Below are 17575 nucleotides of genomic sequence, written 5' to 3' on the forward strand. Positions count from 1 at the left end.
TGGTAGTGAGGACGCAGCCGAATATTGCCCGGAGAAGCAAATCCCATGACGCCTGGAATCCGCCCGCTGGTCGCTGGCAACTGGAAAATGAACGGCACCAGCGCCTCACTCAACGAACTCAGGATGATCGGCAACGGCTTCATGAGCGGGCTCGATGCCGAGACCGAAGCGCTGGTCTGCGTTCCGGCGACGCTGCTTGCGCATGCCGCGGAGATCTTGTCGCGCACGCCGGTCCGGGCCGGGGGCGAGGATTGCCACAGCAAGGAGAGCGGCGCCCATACCGGCTGTATTTCGGCCGAGATGCTGAAAGATGCGGGCGCCAGTCACGTCATCGTCGGCCATTCCGAACGCCGCGCCGATCAAAACGAGGACGACGCCATTGTCCAGGCAAAGGCGTCCGCCGCGTGGCGCGCCGGGCTGGTTGCCATCATCTGCATCGGCGAGACGAGAGCCGAGCGCGAGGCGGGCGCCACGCTCGACGTGCTGTCGCGCCAGGTCGCCGGCTCGGTGCCGCCGAATGCAACGGCATCGAATACCGTCATCGCCTACGAGCCGGTATGGGCGATCGGCACGGGGCTGACGCCGACTGCCGCCGACGTTGCTGAGGCGCATGCGCATATTCGCGAAAAACTGTCGGAAAAGCTTGGCAGCGCAGCGGCAAAGATGCGCATCCTCTATGGCGGCTCGGTCAAGCCGTCGAACGCGGTCGAACTGCTGGGCGTAAAAAATGTCGACGGCGCGCTGGTCGGCGGCGCCAGCCTGAAGGCGGCGGACTTTCTCGGAATTGCCGAAGCCTATCGAAACATCTCCTAAAGCGCGTCGCGTTTGGCCGGCCTAATGCGACGCGCTTTAGGTTGTTGTTTTATGCATGCCGTTATCGCAAAACCGCTGCACACCCGCGGGTCAGGCCCAGGGTCAGGCCCAAGGGCATGCTTTAGCATCGAAAGGCTGTCGGGCACTTCGGATACTGTGCCGCAGCGGAAAATGTTGCAACGGCCGCATTGCTTCCCATATTCCGGCCACGGGCTTGGAATTGCCGTCAAAGCATTGTATTGAGCCGCCTCCAAATCACCGGTCGTATCTGCGGCCGCGCAAGGCTTTGCCAGGATAAGTTATGGAAACCGTACTGATCGTCGTCCACCTCATGGTTGTGCTCGCTCTTGTCGGCGTGGTGCTGCTGCAGCGCTCCGAAGGCGGCGGCCTCGGCATCGGCGGCGGATCGGGCTTCATGACCGCGCGCGGCGCCGCCAACGCGCTGACGCGGGCGACGGCGATCCTGGCGGCGGCGTTCTTCGCCACCTCGCTGACCTTATCGATCGTCGCCCGTTACGGCGAGAAGCCGATCGACATTCTCGATCGTGTGCCTGTGACGAACGGCGGGGGCGGCGTGCTCAACCAGTTGCCTGGCACCACGACGCCGACACCGCCGTCCGGCAATACGGCGCCAACGCCGCCTTCCGGCAATGATGCCGCAGCCCCGGCCCCCGCTGCACCGCCAGCGGCGGGAGCGACCACGCCGCCGGCCACAAACGGCGCCACCCAGCCAGTAACGCCGCAGGTTCCAAACCAGTAATCAGCAGACGTCCGGCGCCGCGATCTGTTGTTGTTTGAACACAGTCGCGGCAAATGCCGCACGATCGCGAGGATTCGACCGGGCGCGGCACGCCAGGGCGCTTGAGGCGTCTCCGATTAATCGATTATAGATTGCGCGCGGCACATTCGGGGTCCTTGGGGGACGCCGGGCGACGCCGTGGCAACAAGCATTGAACGATCGGATCTTCGCCATGCAGCTTCGCAGCTTCATTTTAGCCGGCCTTTGGGCCGTGCTCAGCCTTGGTGCGCCCGCTTACGCGGCCATGCCGGCGGGCAATTCGGCCCCTAAATCCGCAGTCACAACTGACGTCGTCAACGTCGCCGCCAAAAGCGATGCGGCGCAACTCAGGCTGCTCAAGACGAAAAAAGACCCGAGCGCGGCAGATCTTGCCCAGATCAGGAGGATCGAGGCCAAGATCGCGGCTGACAAGCAGTCTGCTCGAGTAAAGGCGATCGAGGCAAGGAAGCTGGCGATGCGCGAGGCGGCCAAAGCCAGGTCGGACGCGGAACGGCAGGCGTTTCTTGCCAGGAAGGGCCTCGCCAAGAAGGATAAGTCCGCTGGCAAGGCCAGGCTGGCCGATGCCAGGCCGGTCAAGATCATCGACCCGATTCAACCCATCGCAGCAATCCAGTCGGCCGAGGCAATTCCCGCCGAGGCCATGAACGTCGCGCTGACCGGCAACAACGGCGAATTGCGCAGCGAGCCGGTCGGACAGAAGCCGCAGCGCGTCGGGCTGTTCGCCGGCCTGTTCGGCGGCACGTCCCCGTCGATGTCGCTGCTCCCCGAGACCCGCGCCCTCGATGCCGCGCTCGCCAGCAAGGAAGCCAGGAAGCAGTTCAAGGTGAAGCCGGAGTTCGTGCCGCAAGAAGTCGAGTTCACCGGCTATAGCCCCGGCACCATCGTCATCGATACGAGCGCGCGCCGCCTCTATCTCGTCGAATCCTCCTGGACCGCCCGCCGTTATGCGATTGCGGTCGGTCGTGACGGCCTGCAGTTCAAGGGCACGGTCGCCGTCGGCGACAAGCAGGAATGGCCCCGCTGGATCCCGACGCTCGACATGCAGAAGCGTGAGCCGAAGAATTACGGCCGGTACAAGGACGGCATGCCTGGCGGCGGCGATAACCCGCTCGGCGCGCGCGCCATCTATCTCTACGACGGCAGGAAGGACACCCATCTGCGCATTCACGGCACCATTGCGCCGCAGTCGATCGGGACGAGCTCCTCCAACGGCTGTTTCCGCATGATCAACGAGCACGTCATGGACCTTTATCGCAGGGTGAAAGTGGGCACCAAGGTCGTCATCATCTGACGCCTTGACGGGTCAAACAAAAGGGCCGGCCTCGCCGGCCCTTTTGCTTTGGTTCGAGCATCATCAGGGCGCCTTCTTGGGAAAAAGCCTTCGCGGCGGTTTTTTCTCTGGCGGAATCAATTCGGCCGCGTTAAGCGATGAATCCCATGGCGCGATATGTATTCATCACAGGCGGCGTGGTTTCCTCACTCGGAAAAGGCATCGCTGCAGCGGCCCTTGGGGCTCTCTTGCAGGCGCGAGGCTATCGCGCGCGCATCAAGAAGCTTGATCCCTATCTCAATGTCGATCCCGGCACGATGTCGCCATACCAGCATGGCGAAGTCTTCGTGACGGATGACGGCGCCGAGACCGATCTCGATCTTGGCCATTATGAGCGCTTCACCGGCCGCTCCGCCAACCAGCAGGACAACATCACCACGGGCCGCATCTACAAGAACATCATCGAGCGGGAGCGACGCGGCGATTATCTTGGCGCCACCGTGCAGGTCATTCCGCACGTCACCGACGAGATCAAGAATTTTATCCTCAACGGCAATGACGATTATGACTTCGTCCTGTGCGAGATCGGCGGCACCGTCGGCGACATCGAGGCGATGCCGTTTCTGGAGGCGATCCGCCAACTTGGCAACGACCTGCCGCGCAACAACGCCGTCTACGTGCACCTGACACTGATGCCCTATATTCCAACGGCGGGCGAATTGAAGACCAAGCCGACCCAGCATTCGGTCAAGGAATTGCGCGGCATCGGCATCGCGCCCGACATCTTGCTGGTCCGCGCCGACCGCCCCATCCCCAGGGAAGAGCGCCGCAAACTGTCGCTGTTCTGCAATGTGCGAGAGAGCGCGGTCATCCAGGCGCTCGACGTGCCGCACATCTACGACGTGCCGATGGCCTATCACAATGAAGGGCTGGATTCGGAAGTGCTGGCCGCTTTCGGCATCGATCCGGCGCCGAAGCCGCGGATGGAGCCGTGGCAAGCGGTGTCCAAACGCATCCACAACCCGGAGGGCGAGGTGACCATCGCCGTCGTCGGCAAATATACCGGCCTCAAGGACGCCTACAAATCGCTGATCGAGGCGCTGTCGCATGGCGGTCTCGCCAACCGCGTCAAGGTCAAGCTCGACTGGATCGAGAGCGAGATATTCGAGAAGGAAGACCCGGCGCCGTGGCTGGAAAAGGTCCACGGCATTCTGGTCCCCGGCGGTTTTGGCGAGCGCGGCGCGGAAGGCAAGATCCTTGCGGCGAAGTTCGCCCGCGAGCGAAAAGTGCCGTATTTCGGCATCTGCTTCGGCATGCAGATGGCCTGCATCGAGGCAGCGCGTTCGCTGGCCGACGTCAAGCATGCCTCATCGACCGAATTCGGTCCGACCGAGGAACCGGTCGTCGGCCTGATGACGGAATGGCTGAAAGGCAACATGCTGGAGAAGCGCAGGGAAACCGGCGATCTCGGCGGCACCATGCGGCTCGGTGCCTATCAGGCGGACCTCGCCAGGGGCTCGAAGATCGCCGAGATCTATGGCGACACGCAGATTTCCGAGCGCCACCGCCACCGCTACGAGGTCAATGTCGACTACAAGGAGCGGCTCGAGGATTGCGGCCTGGTTTTTGCCGGCATGTCGCCGGACGGCGTGCTGCCGGAAACGGTCGAATATCCCGAACATCCCTGGTTCATCGGCGTGCAATATCATCCCGAGCTGAAAAGCCGGCCGCTTGACCCGCACCCGCTGTTTGCCAGCTTCATCGAGGCAGCGGTGGAGCAGAGCCGCTTGGTCTAAATCGACAGGCTATCGTGAGATATCCGGGCTAGCATGCAAACCTACGTCGCTCTGCTTTACAGCATCGTCCTGGGCGAGGGGCGGCGTGTCGTCATGTCCGATCTCAGGGCCATGACAGAAGGCCTGGGCCTGAACAACCCGCGCACGCTGGTGGCGACCGGCAATCTGGTTTTCGAAACGAAAGAAACAGAGATTGCCGCGCTGGAGCGCCGATTGGAGACGGCGTTCCAAAAGACCTTCGGCCGCCATGTCGACATCATCGTGCGCCGCGCGGATGACTGGTTGAAGCTTGCTGCCGGCAATCCGTTTCCCGCCGAATCGGCTGCCGCCGCGGATCAGGTAGCGGTGCGCGTGATGCGCAAGCCCGTTCCGGCTGAGGCCGTCGCGGCGCTGGAGGCCTATATCGGCAAGGCTGAGCGGATGCAGGCGGTCGGCGGCGACATCTGGATTTTCTTTTCGCGCGAGACGCCAAGCTCGCGTCTTGTGGCGGCGATAAGTCATAAACGGCTCGGCATCGGCACCTCGCGCAATTGGAACACGGTGCGCAGGCTGGCCGAGATGGTCGGCGGATAGGGCTTCCCCTTCTCCCTGGGAGAAGGGGAAATTGGAAATCTTGGCGTCGAAACTGTCCGCGACTTCCTTCGAGAAGTGATCGAGTTTCGGAATGTCTTTGGCTTGAATCCTTCCGGGAGCGTGGTTGCCTTTGCTGAATCCAATCTCCTGTGGGCACCTGTAAGCAGCCCAATGAAGACCATGTTCCTTCAGATCCAGGCGCATGGCCTGTCCATCGAGATCGATCCGTAACACCACTCCGTGCTGGGCCTGTTCTCCGAGAAGTGTCCACTTGCAATCGACGACGGATTTGCTAAATGTAGTTGCGTGCAACCACAATGGAGGCAACAGCAGTGAAACACATCAACATTCGCGAAGCCAAGGCCACTTTGACGGCACTCGTCGATGCCGCCGAGGCCGGCGAACCGATCACGATCACGAGGCACGGCAAGCCAGTGGCCGCTATCGTTCCGATCGAAGAAGCGAGGAAGATTTACCCCGAGAAGCCCAGCCTTGCGGAATACCTGCTGTCGTTCCCCGGTTGGCCCGAGGGCTTCGAACCGGAGCGCGACCGCACCCAGCAAAGCCGCGAGGTTAACCTTTGACCTCATACCTTTTCGACACCTCGGTGCTGTCGGCGACCGCGCCGGGAAAGCCTCCGCTGCCCCCGAATGCGGCAGCTTGGCTATTGCAGCAGACGGGCAACTTGTTTGTGCCTGCCTTTGCCCTCCACGAACTTCGGAGAGGCATCGCCAAGCTCGACCGCTCGGGAGCCACGGCGAAGGCTCAGACGCTAATGGCGTGGCTGCTGGGCATCATGACGGACTACAGCGCGGAAATCTTACCGATCGATGCGGCGGTGGCGTTGGAGGCAGGCCTCATGGAAGACGCCGCCACAGCCGCAGGGAGTCATCCAGGGCTGGCTGACATTCTCATCGCTGCGACCGCTAAAGCGAACTCCTTGACGCTCCTGACTGGGAACCTGAGACACTTCCAGCCCTTAGGAGTTCCCTGCCTCGATCCACTGACGCTTTGACGGAGAAGAGATCCCAAAGGGGTCTGCTGCGGCTAGCCAAATCCGGCTGCGTAATCCGCATACCTCAAATGCGGGTTGAGCGCCTCCAGGCCCCGACTCGGGATAATTGAAGTCCCAGTGCGGCGGCGGGCAACGGTTCGCCACATGTTTGTCATGTTTGGTGATTCGATTTCGGTCGAGTGATGTGAAAGACTTCGTTTTTGGCCCGAGTTTTTTCATCATCGGGTTCTGTTTGCCGGAAACACATGGTCAGCAGTAAGTTCAAAAGGTTCGATCAGGCACATAACGATCGACCGGGAGGAAACAATGAATCGCCTGCAATTCTTTACGCCTGTGCGTATTTCGCGCGGGCAGGAAAGTCCTGCCGAAGAAATTGATAGCGTAGCCGAAGCGATGGAGTTCTTGCGTAGATGGCCAATCGGCCGGCGTGGGCCCGTCTACCAATGCGCGGTGAATTGCTGCTCCGCGGCTCTGGCGGGCCGGATGTCGGCAGAGGAAGCAAGGAAGGCTTTTACCGGCTTCGCCCGCATCACGCGCTTGCTCGACGACGACATGGCTCTGCCGATAGGCGGCGGCAATGTTGATAGCGTGCATGCGCTGAGGCGATGAACGTTCCTATTTGACCCCTGCCAGGAACGGGGCGTCGTCAAAGTCACAGCACCTCGAAAATCACTGCACCTCGACCGGGGCAGCGAAGACGTAGCCAGCGCCCCGCTCGGTGACAATGAGTTTCGGCTCGCTCGGGCTGACCTCGAGCTTGCGGCGCAGGCGCAATATCTGCACATCGATACTGCGGTCAAACACCTCTTCGTCGTGAATCCTGCTGGCAGCGAGAAGCTGCTCGCGGCTCAGGATTTGTTGCGGCGATTGCAGGAAGGCTGCCAGCAGGTTGAACTCGCCGGCGGTCAGCGGCGTCGCTTCGCCGGCAGGCGAGCTTAGGCGCCGCATCCGCATGTCGAGTTCCCAGCCGGCAAAGCGGTAACGCTTGGGCTTCTTGCCAGGCGACTGCTGGCGTGTTGACCCCGATCGCCGCAGCACGGCGCGAACGCGCGCAAGCAGTTCCCTGAGGCTGAAGGGCTTGGTGATGTAGTCGTCAGCCCCGAGCTCCAGGCCGACGACGCGATCCACTTCGTCGCGCCTGTGGCCGGTGATGATGATGATGGGCGGCGCTTCCGGCGGACTGCCGAGTTGCCGCATGATTTCAAACCCGTCCTCGTCGGCAAGCCGCATGTCGAGGAGCACCAGGTCTACCGGTCTTTCATTGAGGACGCGCGACATGGCCCGGCTGTCGGCAACAGCGCTAACCCTAAAATTCTCGCTCTCCAGGTAATTGGTGAGCATCTCGCGAATTTCGGGGTCGTCATCAACGACAAGGATATGCTTCGCCGCCGCTGCCTGTTCGATTGTGCCTTTCGACTGCTCTTCGTAGCGAGTGTTCTGTTCGGCTAACATCTCAGACCGTCCGCAGGTATGGAACCCATGACCGAGCCGTTGCTTTATTAGACTTAACGCCGATTAACGGCGATTTGTTGGTAAGCACCGATAATCTTCGTGATCGGATACCACAGGCTCACTCGATGGCGTATGGGCAGATTGGTAAGGTTCGGGCGGGGCTTTTGGTTCCGCTTTGCCTGGCAGCGGCGGCACCGTTTGCGTTGGCCCTGGTCAATCAGCCGGCCGCTCCGATCGGCGAGCCGATTGCTCCGATAACGGGCACTGGTCCTTCCGACCAGGCGAAGATCGCCCTTGGCGAGAGCCTGTTCAACGATGCCCGGCTGTCGCATGACGATGTCATCGCCTGCAGCGGTTGCCACAGGCTCGATTTCAGCGGCGACGACGGCAGGGCTCGTTCTGCGGCGGCGGATGGCGGGCAGCTCGATTTCAACGCGCCGACCGTCTTCAGCGCAGCGCTCAATTTCCGGCTGAACTGGCGCGGCAATTTCCGCACTGTCGAGGAGCAGAACGAGGCAGTCCTGCTCGATGACAGGCTGATGAACACGAGTTGGGAAGAATTGCTGCCGAAACTGCGTTCCGACCCGGACTATTCGCAGCGGTTCGTGACGCTCTACGGCGCGGCTCCCGGCCGGACGGATGTGCTCGACGCCCTGGCCATCTTTCAACGCTCGCTGATCACGCCCAACGCCCGTTTCGACCGCTATCTCAAGGGCGAGCGCGACGCCATCACGGCGGACGAGGAGCATGGCTATCAATTGTTCAAGGCGTTTGGCTGCATCGCTTGCCATCAGGGCGCCAATGTCGGCGGCAATCTGTTTCAGAAGTTCGGCATCTTTCGGAATCCCTTCGCCGGTCAGAAAACCTTGTCCCAGGCGGATCTCGGCCGCTTCGCCATTACCGGCGTCGAGAGCGACCGCCATGTCTTCCGCGTTCCCAGCCTGCGCAATGTCGCGGTGACGGCGCCGTATTTCCACGACGGCCGTACCGCATCGCTCGCAGACGCAGTGAAGATCATGGCGCGGAGCCAGCTCGGCCGGGAACTCGACCAGCGCGATACCGATCTCATCGTCAAGTTCCTTGCGACGCTGACGGGCGAATATCGCGGCCAGCCGTTGACCAGCGCAGCCGATCGTCTGCAGCAATGAAGTCGCTACCCATCCTGGCGCCGGTCGTCGCGTGCCTGCTCATCGTCCTGACCTACCTCCTGCTGCAGGGCGCGGCTCCTGATGCCGCGCGCCACGAACGCACGCTCGACGCTCTCAGGACGGTCATCCTCTATAACGCTGCCCTGCAGCGCGACGTGTTGCGTGCACGGGCGGGGCTGTTGCGCAGCTACGATCCGCTTGTGCGGTCGATCGAGAACCTGAATGAGGCGACGCGGAGGCTGCCGGCTGCCGGGGACGTCGCAAGCGGCGAAGCACGGGCGGACATCGACCGCCGGATTGCCGAGGTCATCGCCGCGGTGCGCGACGAAGAAACGCTCGTCGAGGCGTTCAAGTCGGACAACGCGCTGCTGCAGAACTCTTTGAACTATTTCAACTATATGAGCGGCCGGCTCACGACCGAGGGCGACGGCCTTCGAGCGGTCGAGATCGGAGCTCTGATGATCGCCATGTCGCGGTTCATCAGCGATCCCCGGCCGGAGGCGGCAAGGGCAGTGACCGCCTCGCTTGACCGGCTGGCCAGGCCATCCGTCGATGCCGTGGCTGCAAGCGATGTCCTCTCTCTTGTCTCCCACGGCCGGCTTATCGTCACCAGGCTTCCGGCGGTCGACGATCTCGTCTCCCGCCTGCAGACTGCGCCAACGAGCGAACGGGCCCGCGCTCTGCAGGACCTGTATCTCGATGTGCATGGGCGCGCCGCGGCGAGGGCTGCGCGGTTCCAGACGCTGCTCTACGTCGCGGCGCTGGTCCTGGTGGGCTATGTGGCTTACCTGTTCGCCCGCCTGCGCCACAATGCGCGGATCCTGCGCGAGCGGCTGGAATTCGAAGGCTTGATCGCTTCAATCTCGACACAGTTCATCAATCTGCCGCGTGACCGCATCCGGGCCGGGATCAGCAAGGGCCTCGCGCGCCTGGTGGAACATGCCGGGCTCGACGGCGCCCAGATTTTCGTCAGCCGCACATACGATGCCGATCTTTCCGGCGGCTATTTCTATCGCCGTCCGAGCGGAAGCGCGACGGCCCGCCTGGCGAACGATTTGATCGAACTGGCTTCACACTGGACGCTCGCGGACCATGAACGGCAAGGCTGCATCGACGTCCCCCGCGTCGGCGAGCTTCCCGAGGGGCGGGAGAAGGCATGCCTGCAGGCGCATCAAATTCGATCGTGGCTGTGCATACCGATGTGGCATGCCGAAGAGCGGCTGGGTTTTCTGGCTCTCGATGGCGTAACGCACGAAAAGCATTGGACCGACGACGACATCGCGCTGCTGCGCACCGCCGCCGAGATCTTCGCCAACGCCATCGCGCGCCAACACAACGAACGGGAACGCGAGGCGCTGCAGGCGCGGCTCAACCAATCGCAGCGGCTGGAAGCAATCGGAACGCTAGCCGGCGGCATAGCGCACGAGTTCAACAACATTCTCAGCGCCGTCCTCGGCTATAGCGAGATGGCGCTGGTGGTGCTGCTGAAGGAGTCTCGTGCGCGGCGCTACGTCCAGCAGATCATGAAGGCCGGCAGGCGGGCGCAGGACGTCACGGAACAGATCCTTGCCTTCAGCCGTCGCCGCGAGCGGCAGCATCACGCGTTGCGGGTGCAGCCCGTGATTGCGGAGGCGGTCGATCTGCTGCGCGCCTCGTCCCCCGCCACGCTTGCAGTGGAGACGCATCTTGCAGCCGCGGATGCCGCGATGACGGGCGATCCGACCGAGCTTCAGCAGGTGGTGATGAATCTCGGCACCAACGCGGCGCAGGCGATGAACAGCCGCGGATTATTGGAGATCGCTCTCGACATGACTGAGATCGTCGAGGCGCAGGCGCTGTCGCACGGCAACCTGCCTGCCGGCCGCTATATCCGCCTTGCCGTCAGGGACAGCGGCAGCGGCATGGATCAGGCGACTCTCGAGCGCATCTTCGAGCCGTTCTTCACGACCAAGCCGGCAGGGCACGGCACCGGGCTCGGCCTGTCGACGGTGCACGGAATTGTCGCGGCACATCGGGGTGCGGTGGACGTGAAGAGCCAACTGGGCCAAGGCACGACCTTCGAGATTTATTTTCCGCAGATCGAACCCGCTTCAGCCCAAGCGGATGAGGGCGAGTGCGAGGCCACCGAGGTTCCGGTCGAGTATGGCAACGGCGAGACGATCCTGGTTGTCGATGACGATACGCCGCTGATGCAACTTGCCGAGGAGATGCTCGCCGCGCTTGGCTACGAGCCGGTCGGGTTCAACCGCAGCCCCGCGGCTCTCAATGCCTTCAGTGCCGATCCGGGGCGCTTCGACCTGGTGCTGACGGACGAGGTCATGCCTGACATGACAGGGGTCGAGCTCTCCGGCAAGTTGCATGAGATCCGGTCTGACCTGCCAATTGTCCTGATGACCGGTTACGGCCGCACGCTGCGATCGCGTCAACTGACGGCGGCCGGCATAAGCGAAGTCATCAAGAAGCCGCTGCTGTCGGCCTCTGTTGCACAATGCCTTGCCCGCCATCTGCATTCAGGCTGATCACGGTCGGCAGGGGTCCTCGTTACAACCGTAACCAAAATTCCGCCTGGCTGAAATCAATCTGTAGCCGGGCGTTTCTATGTTTCACGCCCAGATCGTGATCGCGAAAAGACCATGATCCCGAAAAGTGGACCGGCAGGAGAAGCTGATGACACGGTGGGTTCTCATCGGAATTACCGCCCTTGGCCTGAGCGGGTTGCTCGCCACCGTAACGCTCGACCCCAGTGAGATGGGTGCGGCGGCGGCGACCGACTCGATCGAGCGGGGTCGATACCTGGCAAAGATCGGTGGCTGCAACGATTGCCACACGCCAAATTATCTGGAGAAGGCCGGCAACGTTCCGGAGGATCGATGGCTGATCGGCGACTCGCTTGGCTTCAATGGGCCGTGGGGCACGACCTACCCGACGAATCTTCGCCAGCTTTTGCGCACGATGAGCGAAGACGAGTGGGTAAAGTCAGCGCGTACAATCGAGACGCGCCCGCCTATGCCGTGGTTCAACCTGCGCGCCATGACCGAGGCCGACCTGCGCGCCATACACCGCTATGTGCTTTCGCTGCCGGCAGACGATACGCCGGTTCCGGATTATGTGCCGCCCGGTCGTCCGCCGAAGACACCGCATATCGTGTTCGTCCCGCAGGCTCCGAAGCCGTAGCCGCGTCCGAAAGACGTAGTCGCCGCCGAAGATCCGGGGGCAGGGGGATGTTCTCCGCCTGTGCGGTACGTCAGACACGGCCGTCTGTTTCAGTCGTAACGCAATTCCCGATTCCGGAAATCGCGTTGTAGCACTGATCGCCGATCGTGACGGTCCAACCGGGGCGGTCAGATGGATGCCCGGCGATCAGGAAAAGTCAAAACCAGATAAATCGATCAGGGAGTCAAATAATGGACAATCTGCTTGGCCAATACGCGCCGAAGATCGACCGCGATCAAGGCACCACGGATCCGCGTCCCTATGCCTTGGGCTACACGGAACGTGAATTCCAGCGCCTGGAACTGCAGGGAGCGCTCATTCACGACCTTACCGAGGAATTCCTGCGCCGCGCGGGTATAGGACCGGGCATGCGCGTGCTCGACATTGGCTGCGGCGTCGGCGACGTCTCCTTGCTGGCCGGGAAGCTGGTCGGGCCCTCGGGAAGAGTGCTCGGCGTCGATCGCTCGGCGGGGGCAGTGGACATTGCCGAGCGGCGCGCCACCGAATCCGGCCAGTGTTACTGGACACGCTTTACCACAGGCGAGCTTGATACATTCTCACCCGACGAGACTTTCGATGCGGTGATCGGCAGGCTCGTCCTGATGTATCTGCCCGATCCGGCCGCAACCCTGCGCAGGCTTGTCGGGTTTCTTCGGCCGGGCGGCATCGTCGCCTTCCAGGAGATGGCGATGCCGCTCACCCGCAGTTTTCCAGAGGCGCCGCTGTTCAGCAAATGCCGCGGCTGGATAATCGAGACGATCGAGCGGGCAGGTTTCGAGGTCGACATGGGTGGCAGGCTACCGATGGTCTTCGCCGGCGCAGGGCTGCCGGCGCCGCAGATGAATTCCGCCGGCCTCGCCGGTAGCGGGCCCGACTCGCCGGTCTACGACTATGTTGCCGAGACCTTGCGCAGCCTGATGCCGATGGCCGAGGCGGTCGGCGCCGCGACCGCCACCGAAATGAGGGTTGATACGCTCGCCGAGCGACTGCGCAGCGAGGCCGTCGAACAGCAGATGTGCATTATGCTGCCGCCCCTTGTCGGCGCATGGGCAAATACGCAGGGATGACGAAGGAGGGATCGATGCTCGACACTGCCGTCAGCGAGCACGCGGGCCATCTCGTCGATCCATACAATGTCGAGACGCTCGACGTGCTGGGACCTGTGGTCCAGTTTCTTACACCGCCGCGCGATGACGAGCCTTGCGTCATGCGCGGCACCATACCGCCGGGCGTTATCGTGCCGCTGCACAGCCACGCCGACCCGGAGACCTTCATCCAGATGTCCGGCGAGATCGAAAGGCTTTCGCAGTCGCCGGAAGGCTTCGTCTGGGTATCCATCCGGCCGGGCGATATTTTCCACGTGCCGGGCGGGGCGAAGCACGCCTTTCGGAACCTGTCGACCGGGCCGGCCGTGATGATCCTCGTCAGCACGTCAACGATCGGCCGGTTCTTCCGGGAAATCGGCAAGCCGATCACCGGGGAAAGCAGGCATTCTGATCCTCCCTCAGCCGATGCGATGCAGCATTTCCTGAAGACCGCCGCGGCATATGGCTACTGGAACGCGACGCCGGAAGAGAATGCGAGTGTAGGTCTTTCATCGACGCCCCGCTGACCTGGACAGCGCCGGCAAAGCTTCCACGGCAATAGGCGGAGTCGCTGGGGCGATCTGTCAGGGCGCGGTGAATCGCTGCGCCGTGGCCCTGGCTCGGCGGCTCACGGGCCTGCTTCGAGGAAAGCCCGGGCAAACCCGGGTTGCGCTGCTTCTATCGTTCCATCGGGCAGCTTCAAAAGCCGGTCGATTGCGATGCCGTAGAGCCGCAGCCGATCGTCGAGCAGCCGCGCCGCTTCGTCGATATTGCCCTGCTCGGCCTTCAGCAGGGCGCGGTGCATTACATCCCGAAAGATCAGCCGCAGCTGCAAGAACATCTCGGCGAAGGCTTCCGGGTCGGGCACATCGAAGATGCCTTCGTCTCTGCCTTTCCTGAGCAGATCGGTGATTATCGGCATGGCCAATTCCCTGGCCGCCTGGTCGACCCGATGGAAGAGGGCAAGGTTCTCGGGCCGGAACAGGACGAAAAATGTCCTGCGCATGTGCGGAGCAAGCTCGACGTTCAGCCGCCGCGAGCCGGCAAACAGGGCATTGAGCCGGCCAAGCCCATCGAGTGAGGGATCGTTGAGCACGGGCTGCAACTCGGTGAAGCTGTCTCGGGCGAGACGTGTGGCGAGCGCCTCCAGCAGGGCCTCTTTCGATGCGAAATAGTAGTAGAACGCGCCCTTCGACAGGCCGGCCTCGCGGATGATGTCGTTCACCGTCGTGTTGTCGTAGCCGCGCTCGAAGAAAAGCCGCTGGGCGCAGTCGAGGAGCTCGGCGGATCGTATCTCCGGCGGCTTTATCACTCGGGGCAAAATCGAACCTCACAAAGTGCAGGTGGAGCAAGAGGAGCACGAACCGGAGCTTTATGCAACTTTTATAGACCGACGGTCGGTCTAGTGCTATTATCTGTCACCGCAGGACATTCGGATTCGATCATGAAGGAGAGTCCCTTGCGACGGATACGCTGGACTGTCGGCATCGTTGTTGTCGCGGCCGCGGCTGCGTTCGGCGCCTGGAATCTTTGGCAACCGGCCAAGGTTTCGGTGGTGACGCCACAACGCGGCGACGCGGCGGAAATCGTTTACGCGAGTGGCTCCGTCGAGCCGCGAACCTGGGCCAAGGTGACTCCGGTGGTTCGCGAAAGGATCGTCGAGCAATGCAATTGCGAGGGGTCGAGGGTTGCACAAGGCGACGTGCTCGCCAGGCTCGACGACAGCGAGGCCCGGGCCGTACTTGGCGAACTCGAAGCGCGTCAAGCGCTTGCCCAGGAAGAGCTCCGGCGGCTGACGGTGCTTGCCGAAAGGCGTGCGGCGAGCCAGCAGGCTCTCGATCGTGCGCAGAGCGAGCTCGGCCAGATCGAGGCGCTGGTCGCCGGACAGAAGGCGCGACTTGACTCCTACGTGTTACGCGCGCCGAGCGCCGGTGTCGTGCTCAGGCAGGACGGCGAGGTGGGTGAGGTCGCCGAACTCGGCACGGTGTTGTTCTGGGTCGGCGAGCCGAAGCCGCTCCTCGTCGTCGCCGAGGTCAACGAGGAGGACATACCCCGGGTCGAGGTCGGCCAGCGCGCGCTGCTTAAATCCGACGCGTTCCCCAGGCAGAACCTGGAAGCCGTGGTCGACAGCATCACACCCAAGGGCGATCCGGTGACGAAGACCTATCGCGTCCGTTTCCGCCTGCCGGACGATACGCCGCTTCGTATCGGCATGTCGACCGACGTGAACATCGTCATCCGCGTTTCGAAAAATGCGCTGTTGATCCCGCCCGTTGCTGTGGACGGGAATAAGGTGTTCGTCGTCGAAGCCGACAAGGCCCGACGACATGAAATCCGAACCGGCATTCGCGGGACCAATGGCATCGAGGTTCTGTCGGCGCTCGATGAGAGGGCTCGCGTCGTCTCGCCCTATCCCGCCGACCTCACCGACGGCGCGCGTGTGAGCATCATCGGCGCCCAGGAGCGATGAAGCACGATGCCGCTCATCTTCGACCTCGCCCTCACGCACATTGCCGGCCGCGGTCGCCAGACGCTGGTTGCCGTGATCGGCGTTGCGGTCGGTGTCGGATTCTCCATCGCCATGGCGGCGCTGATGCAGGGTGGGCAGGACGATTTCGTCAGGCAGCTCGTCGACACGATGCCGCATGTCGACATCACCGACGAGCAGCGCACAGCCCGCCGTCAACCGGCCGAGGATGCTTTTGCGACAGTGGCGATTTCCGGGCTCAGGCCGCGCGACGATCGCCGCGGCATCATCAACCCGACCGCCGCGACCTCCTGGCTGGAGAGCTGGATTCCCGGTCGGTTCGCGGCAAGCCTCAAAACGCAGGGTGTGATCCGCTTTTCCAGCCGCGAAGTCGGCGCGGCGATCATTGGCATCGAACCGGAGCGCGAGTCCGGCGTGTCGCCGATTGTCGGAAACTTCGTCGAAGGCAGCTTTTCGGCGCTTGCCGCGGGCGGCAACAACGTGCTCATCGGCGACACGATGGCGAGCCGGCTCGGCGCCGGGTTCGGTGACACGATAACGGCGGTTTCTGCCGAGGGACTGTCGCGCAACTTCAAGATCGCCGGCCTGTTCCACACCGGCACCACCGCGCGCGACGAAGGCGAGGCCTATGTGCTTCTGAAAAACGCGCAGATCCTCTCGGCGCGTCCGAACGCCATCAACGAGATCCGCATCAAGCTCGACGATCCTGACCGCGCTCCGGCGGTGGCGCAGCGTGCCGAGGCCGAACTGGGCTACAAGGCGGTGGCGTGGCAGGAGGCCAATGAATCGATCCTCGAAGCGCTCGTCGTACGCAACGTCATCATGTACACCGTTGTCGGTGCGATCATGCTGGTCGCTGGCTTCGGCATCTACAACATCATCTCCACCATCACGCACGAAAAGGCGCGCGACATCGCCATCATGAAGTCGCTTGGCTTCCCGGAATCCGACATGCGCCGGCTCTTTCTGCTGGAAGGCGTCGCGATCGGCGCTGCCGGCTCCGTGCTCGGCGGGCTGCTCGGCGTCTCCATGACCTATGCGCTGTCGCTGGTGCGTTTCGAGATCGCCGCGACCGGCCAGGAGATGACCCGCCTGCCGATCGCCTGGAGCTTGATGCACTACGTCATCGCGTCGGCTTTCGCGCTGGGCTCGGCGGCAGTGGCCGGCTACCTGCCGGCGCGTCGTGCGGCGCGCCTGAACCCCGTCGAGATCATCAGAGGCGCGTCATGAGCGCACTCATCGAGACCGAGAAACTGACCCGCGTGTTGCCCGAGACGGTTCCCGTCACGCTGGTCAAGGACATCACGCTGGCGATCAACGAAAGGGAATTCGTCGCCGTCACCGGTCCCTCCGGCTCCGGAAAATCGTCATTGCTTTATCTGCTCGGGCTGCTCGACCGGCCGACCGCCGGGACGTTGACAATAGGCGGCCGCGACGCCGAGCCGATGAATGAGAGGGAGCGCGCGCGGACCAGGCTTTCGATGCTGGGCTTCGTGTTCCAGTTCCACTTTCTGCTGCCGGAGTTCACGGCGCGCGAAAATGTCGAAATCCCAATGCGCAAGCTTGGCCGGCTGGCGCGTCCTCAGATGCGCGAACGGGCCGGTGAACTGCTCTCATCCCTGGGACTCGGCGAACATCTCGACAAGCGGCCTGACCAACTCTCGGGCGGCCAGCGTCAGCGCGTCGCGGTAGCACGCTCGCTCGCCAACGACCCGCCGCTTATCCTCGCCGATGAGCCGACGGGGAGCCTCGACAGCAAGAGCTCCGAGCAGGTCTTCGCAATCCTGGAGAACCTGGTGCGCGAGGGCGGCAAGACCGTCGTGGCAGTTACGCATGATCTCGACATGGCGGCGCGCATGGATCGCCGCATTCACATCGTGGACGGGAAGATCGGCTGAACCGGAACCAATCGGCGTTGATGGG

General features: G+C 62.8%; 18 protein-coding genes. 16 read left to right on the top strand and 2 right to left on the bottom strand.

Annotation, left to right across the window (positions count from 1 at the left end):
• The first annotated feature begins 45 nt into the window (after window positions 1–45).
• The 8 genes from tpiA (at window position 46) to BLT09_RS13920 (ending at window position 6875) form a co-directional block, all read left to right on the top strand.
• Window positions 46–813, top strand: coding sequence for a triose-phosphate isomerase (tpiA, locus tag BLT09_RS13885; RefSeq protein WP_091593810.1), 768 nt, complete (start codon window positions 46–48; stop codon window positions 811–813).
• 301 nt (window positions 814–1114) lie between these two features.
• Window positions 1115–1573 carry a preprotein translocase subunit SecG gene (secG, locus tag BLT09_RS13890; protein ID WP_023801242.1) on the top strand — a complete coding sequence of 153 codons (459 nt, stop codon included), beginning with the start codon at window positions 1115–1117 and terminating at the stop codon, window positions 1571–1573.
• A gap of 211 nt (window positions 1574–1784) precedes the next feature.
• Complete coding sequence (locus BLT09_RS13895) at window positions 1785–2903, top strand: L,D-transpeptidase family protein (RefSeq protein ID WP_091594049.1); 1119 nt, start codon at window positions 1785–1787, stop codon at window positions 2901–2903.
• Window positions 2904–3040: 137 nt separating this feature from the next.
• Window positions 3041–4678, top strand: coding sequence for a CTP synthase (locus BLT09_RS13900; protein ID WP_091593812.1), 1638 nt, complete (start codon window positions 3041–3043; stop codon window positions 4676–4678).
• A gap of 33 nt (window positions 4679–4711) precedes the next feature.
• Window positions 4712–5251: a DUF1697 domain-containing protein gene (locus BLT09_RS13905; protein ID WP_091593814.1), complete on the top strand. Its 540-nt coding sequence runs from the start codon at window positions 4712–4714 to the stop codon at window positions 5249–5251.
• Between the two features lie 332 nt (window positions 5252–5583).
• The gene (locus tag BLT09_RS13910) at window positions 5584–5835 is read left to right on the top strand and encodes a type II toxin-antitoxin system Phd/YefM family antitoxin (protein WP_023798583.1); all 252 of its coding nucleotides are present in this window, start codon (window positions 5584–5586) and stop codon (window positions 5833–5835) included.
• Window positions 5832–6266: a type II toxin-antitoxin system VapC family toxin gene (locus tag BLT09_RS13915; protein ID WP_091593817.1), complete on the top strand. Its 435-nt coding sequence runs from the start codon at window positions 5832–5834 to the stop codon at window positions 6264–6266. Before BLT09_RS13910 ends, BLT09_RS13915 begins: the two co-directional genes overlap by 4 nt.
• Window positions 6267–6572: 306 nt before the next feature.
• On the top strand, window positions 6573–6875 hold the full coding sequence (locus BLT09_RS13920) for a DUF982 domain-containing protein (RefSeq protein WP_091593819.1): 303 nt from the start codon (window positions 6573–6575) through the stop codon (window positions 6873–6875).
• Window positions 6876–6935: 60 nt separating this feature from the next.
• Here the strand turns inward: BLT09_RS13920 and BLT09_RS13925 are convergent, their stop codons facing one another.
• Window positions 6936–7718 (bottom strand): response regulator, encoded by a 783-nt coding sequence (locus tag BLT09_RS13925; RefSeq protein ID WP_091593821.1) that lies wholly within the window; start codon window positions 7716–7718, stop codon window positions 6936–6938.
• Between the two features lie 125 nt (window positions 7719–7843).
• Here BLT09_RS13925 and BLT09_RS13930 point away from each other — a divergent pair, with 125 nt between their 5' ends.
• The 5 genes from BLT09_RS13930 (at window position 7844) to BLT09_RS13950 (ending at window position 13691) form a co-directional block, all read left to right on the top strand.
• On the top strand, window positions 7844–8866 hold the full coding sequence (locus BLT09_RS13930) for a cytochrome-c peroxidase (RefSeq protein WP_091593824.1): 1023 nt from the start codon (window positions 7844–7846) through the stop codon (window positions 8864–8866).
• Entirely contained in the window at window positions 8863–11385 is a 2523-nt protein-coding gene (locus BLT09_RS13935; protein ID WP_091593826.1) for a two-component system VirA-like sensor kinase, read from the top strand. Before BLT09_RS13930 ends, BLT09_RS13935 begins: the two co-directional genes overlap by 4 nt.
• A 148-nt stretch (window positions 11386–11533) precedes the next feature.
• A complete protein-coding gene (locus BLT09_RS13940) occupies window positions 11534–12040 on the top strand; it encodes a c-type cytochrome (RefSeq protein WP_208602504.1) in 507 nt (168 codons plus the stop codon).
• 230 nt (window positions 12041–12270) lie between these two features.
• Window positions 12271–13146, top strand: a complete 876-nt coding sequence (locus BLT09_RS13945) for a class I SAM-dependent methyltransferase (protein WP_091593828.1) — start codon at window positions 12271–12273, stop codon at window positions 13144–13146.
• 14 nt (window positions 13147–13160) lie between these two features.
• Window positions 13161–13691, top strand: a complete 531-nt coding sequence (locus tag BLT09_RS13950; protein WP_167366429.1) for a cupin domain-containing protein — start codon at window positions 13161–13163, stop codon at window positions 13689–13691.
• Window positions 13692–13792: 101 nt separating this feature from the next.
• On the opposite strand, the gene BLT09_RS13955 is transcribed toward BLT09_RS13950, so the two are convergent.
• Window positions 13793–14476, bottom strand: coding sequence for a TetR/AcrR family transcriptional regulator (locus BLT09_RS13955; RefSeq protein ID WP_236473594.1), 684 nt, complete (start codon window positions 14474–14476; stop codon window positions 13793–13795).
• A gap of 132 nt (window positions 14477–14608) precedes the next feature.
• On the opposite strand from BLT09_RS13955, the gene BLT09_RS13960 reads away from it, so the two are divergent.
• The 3 genes from BLT09_RS13960 to BLT09_RS13970 are packed head-to-tail and all read left to right on the top strand — an operon-like array spanning window position 14609 to window position 17550.
• The gene (locus tag BLT09_RS13960) at window positions 14609–15634 is read left to right on the top strand and encodes an efflux RND transporter periplasmic adaptor subunit (protein ID WP_091593834.1); all 1026 of its coding nucleotides are present in this window, start codon (window positions 14609–14611) and stop codon (window positions 15632–15634) included.
• A gap of 6 nt (window positions 15635–15640) precedes the next feature.
• Complete coding sequence (locus tag BLT09_RS13965) at window positions 15641–16882, top strand: ABC transporter permease (RefSeq protein ID WP_091593837.1); 1242 nt, start codon at window positions 15641–15643, stop codon at window positions 16880–16882.
• Window positions 16879–17550, top strand: a complete 672-nt coding sequence (locus tag BLT09_RS13970) for an ABC transporter ATP-binding protein (protein ID WP_091593840.1) — start codon at window positions 16879–16881, stop codon at window positions 17548–17550. Before BLT09_RS13965 ends, BLT09_RS13970 begins: the two co-directional genes overlap by 4 nt.
• Window positions 17551–17575 lie beyond the last annotated feature (25 nt).

Origin of the sequence: Mesorhizobium muleiense (assembly GCF_900099905.1) — a bacterium.
Taxonomy (GTDB): Bacteria; Pseudomonadota; Alphaproteobacteria; order Rhizobiales; family Rhizobiaceae; genus Mesorhizobium; species Mesorhizobium muleiense.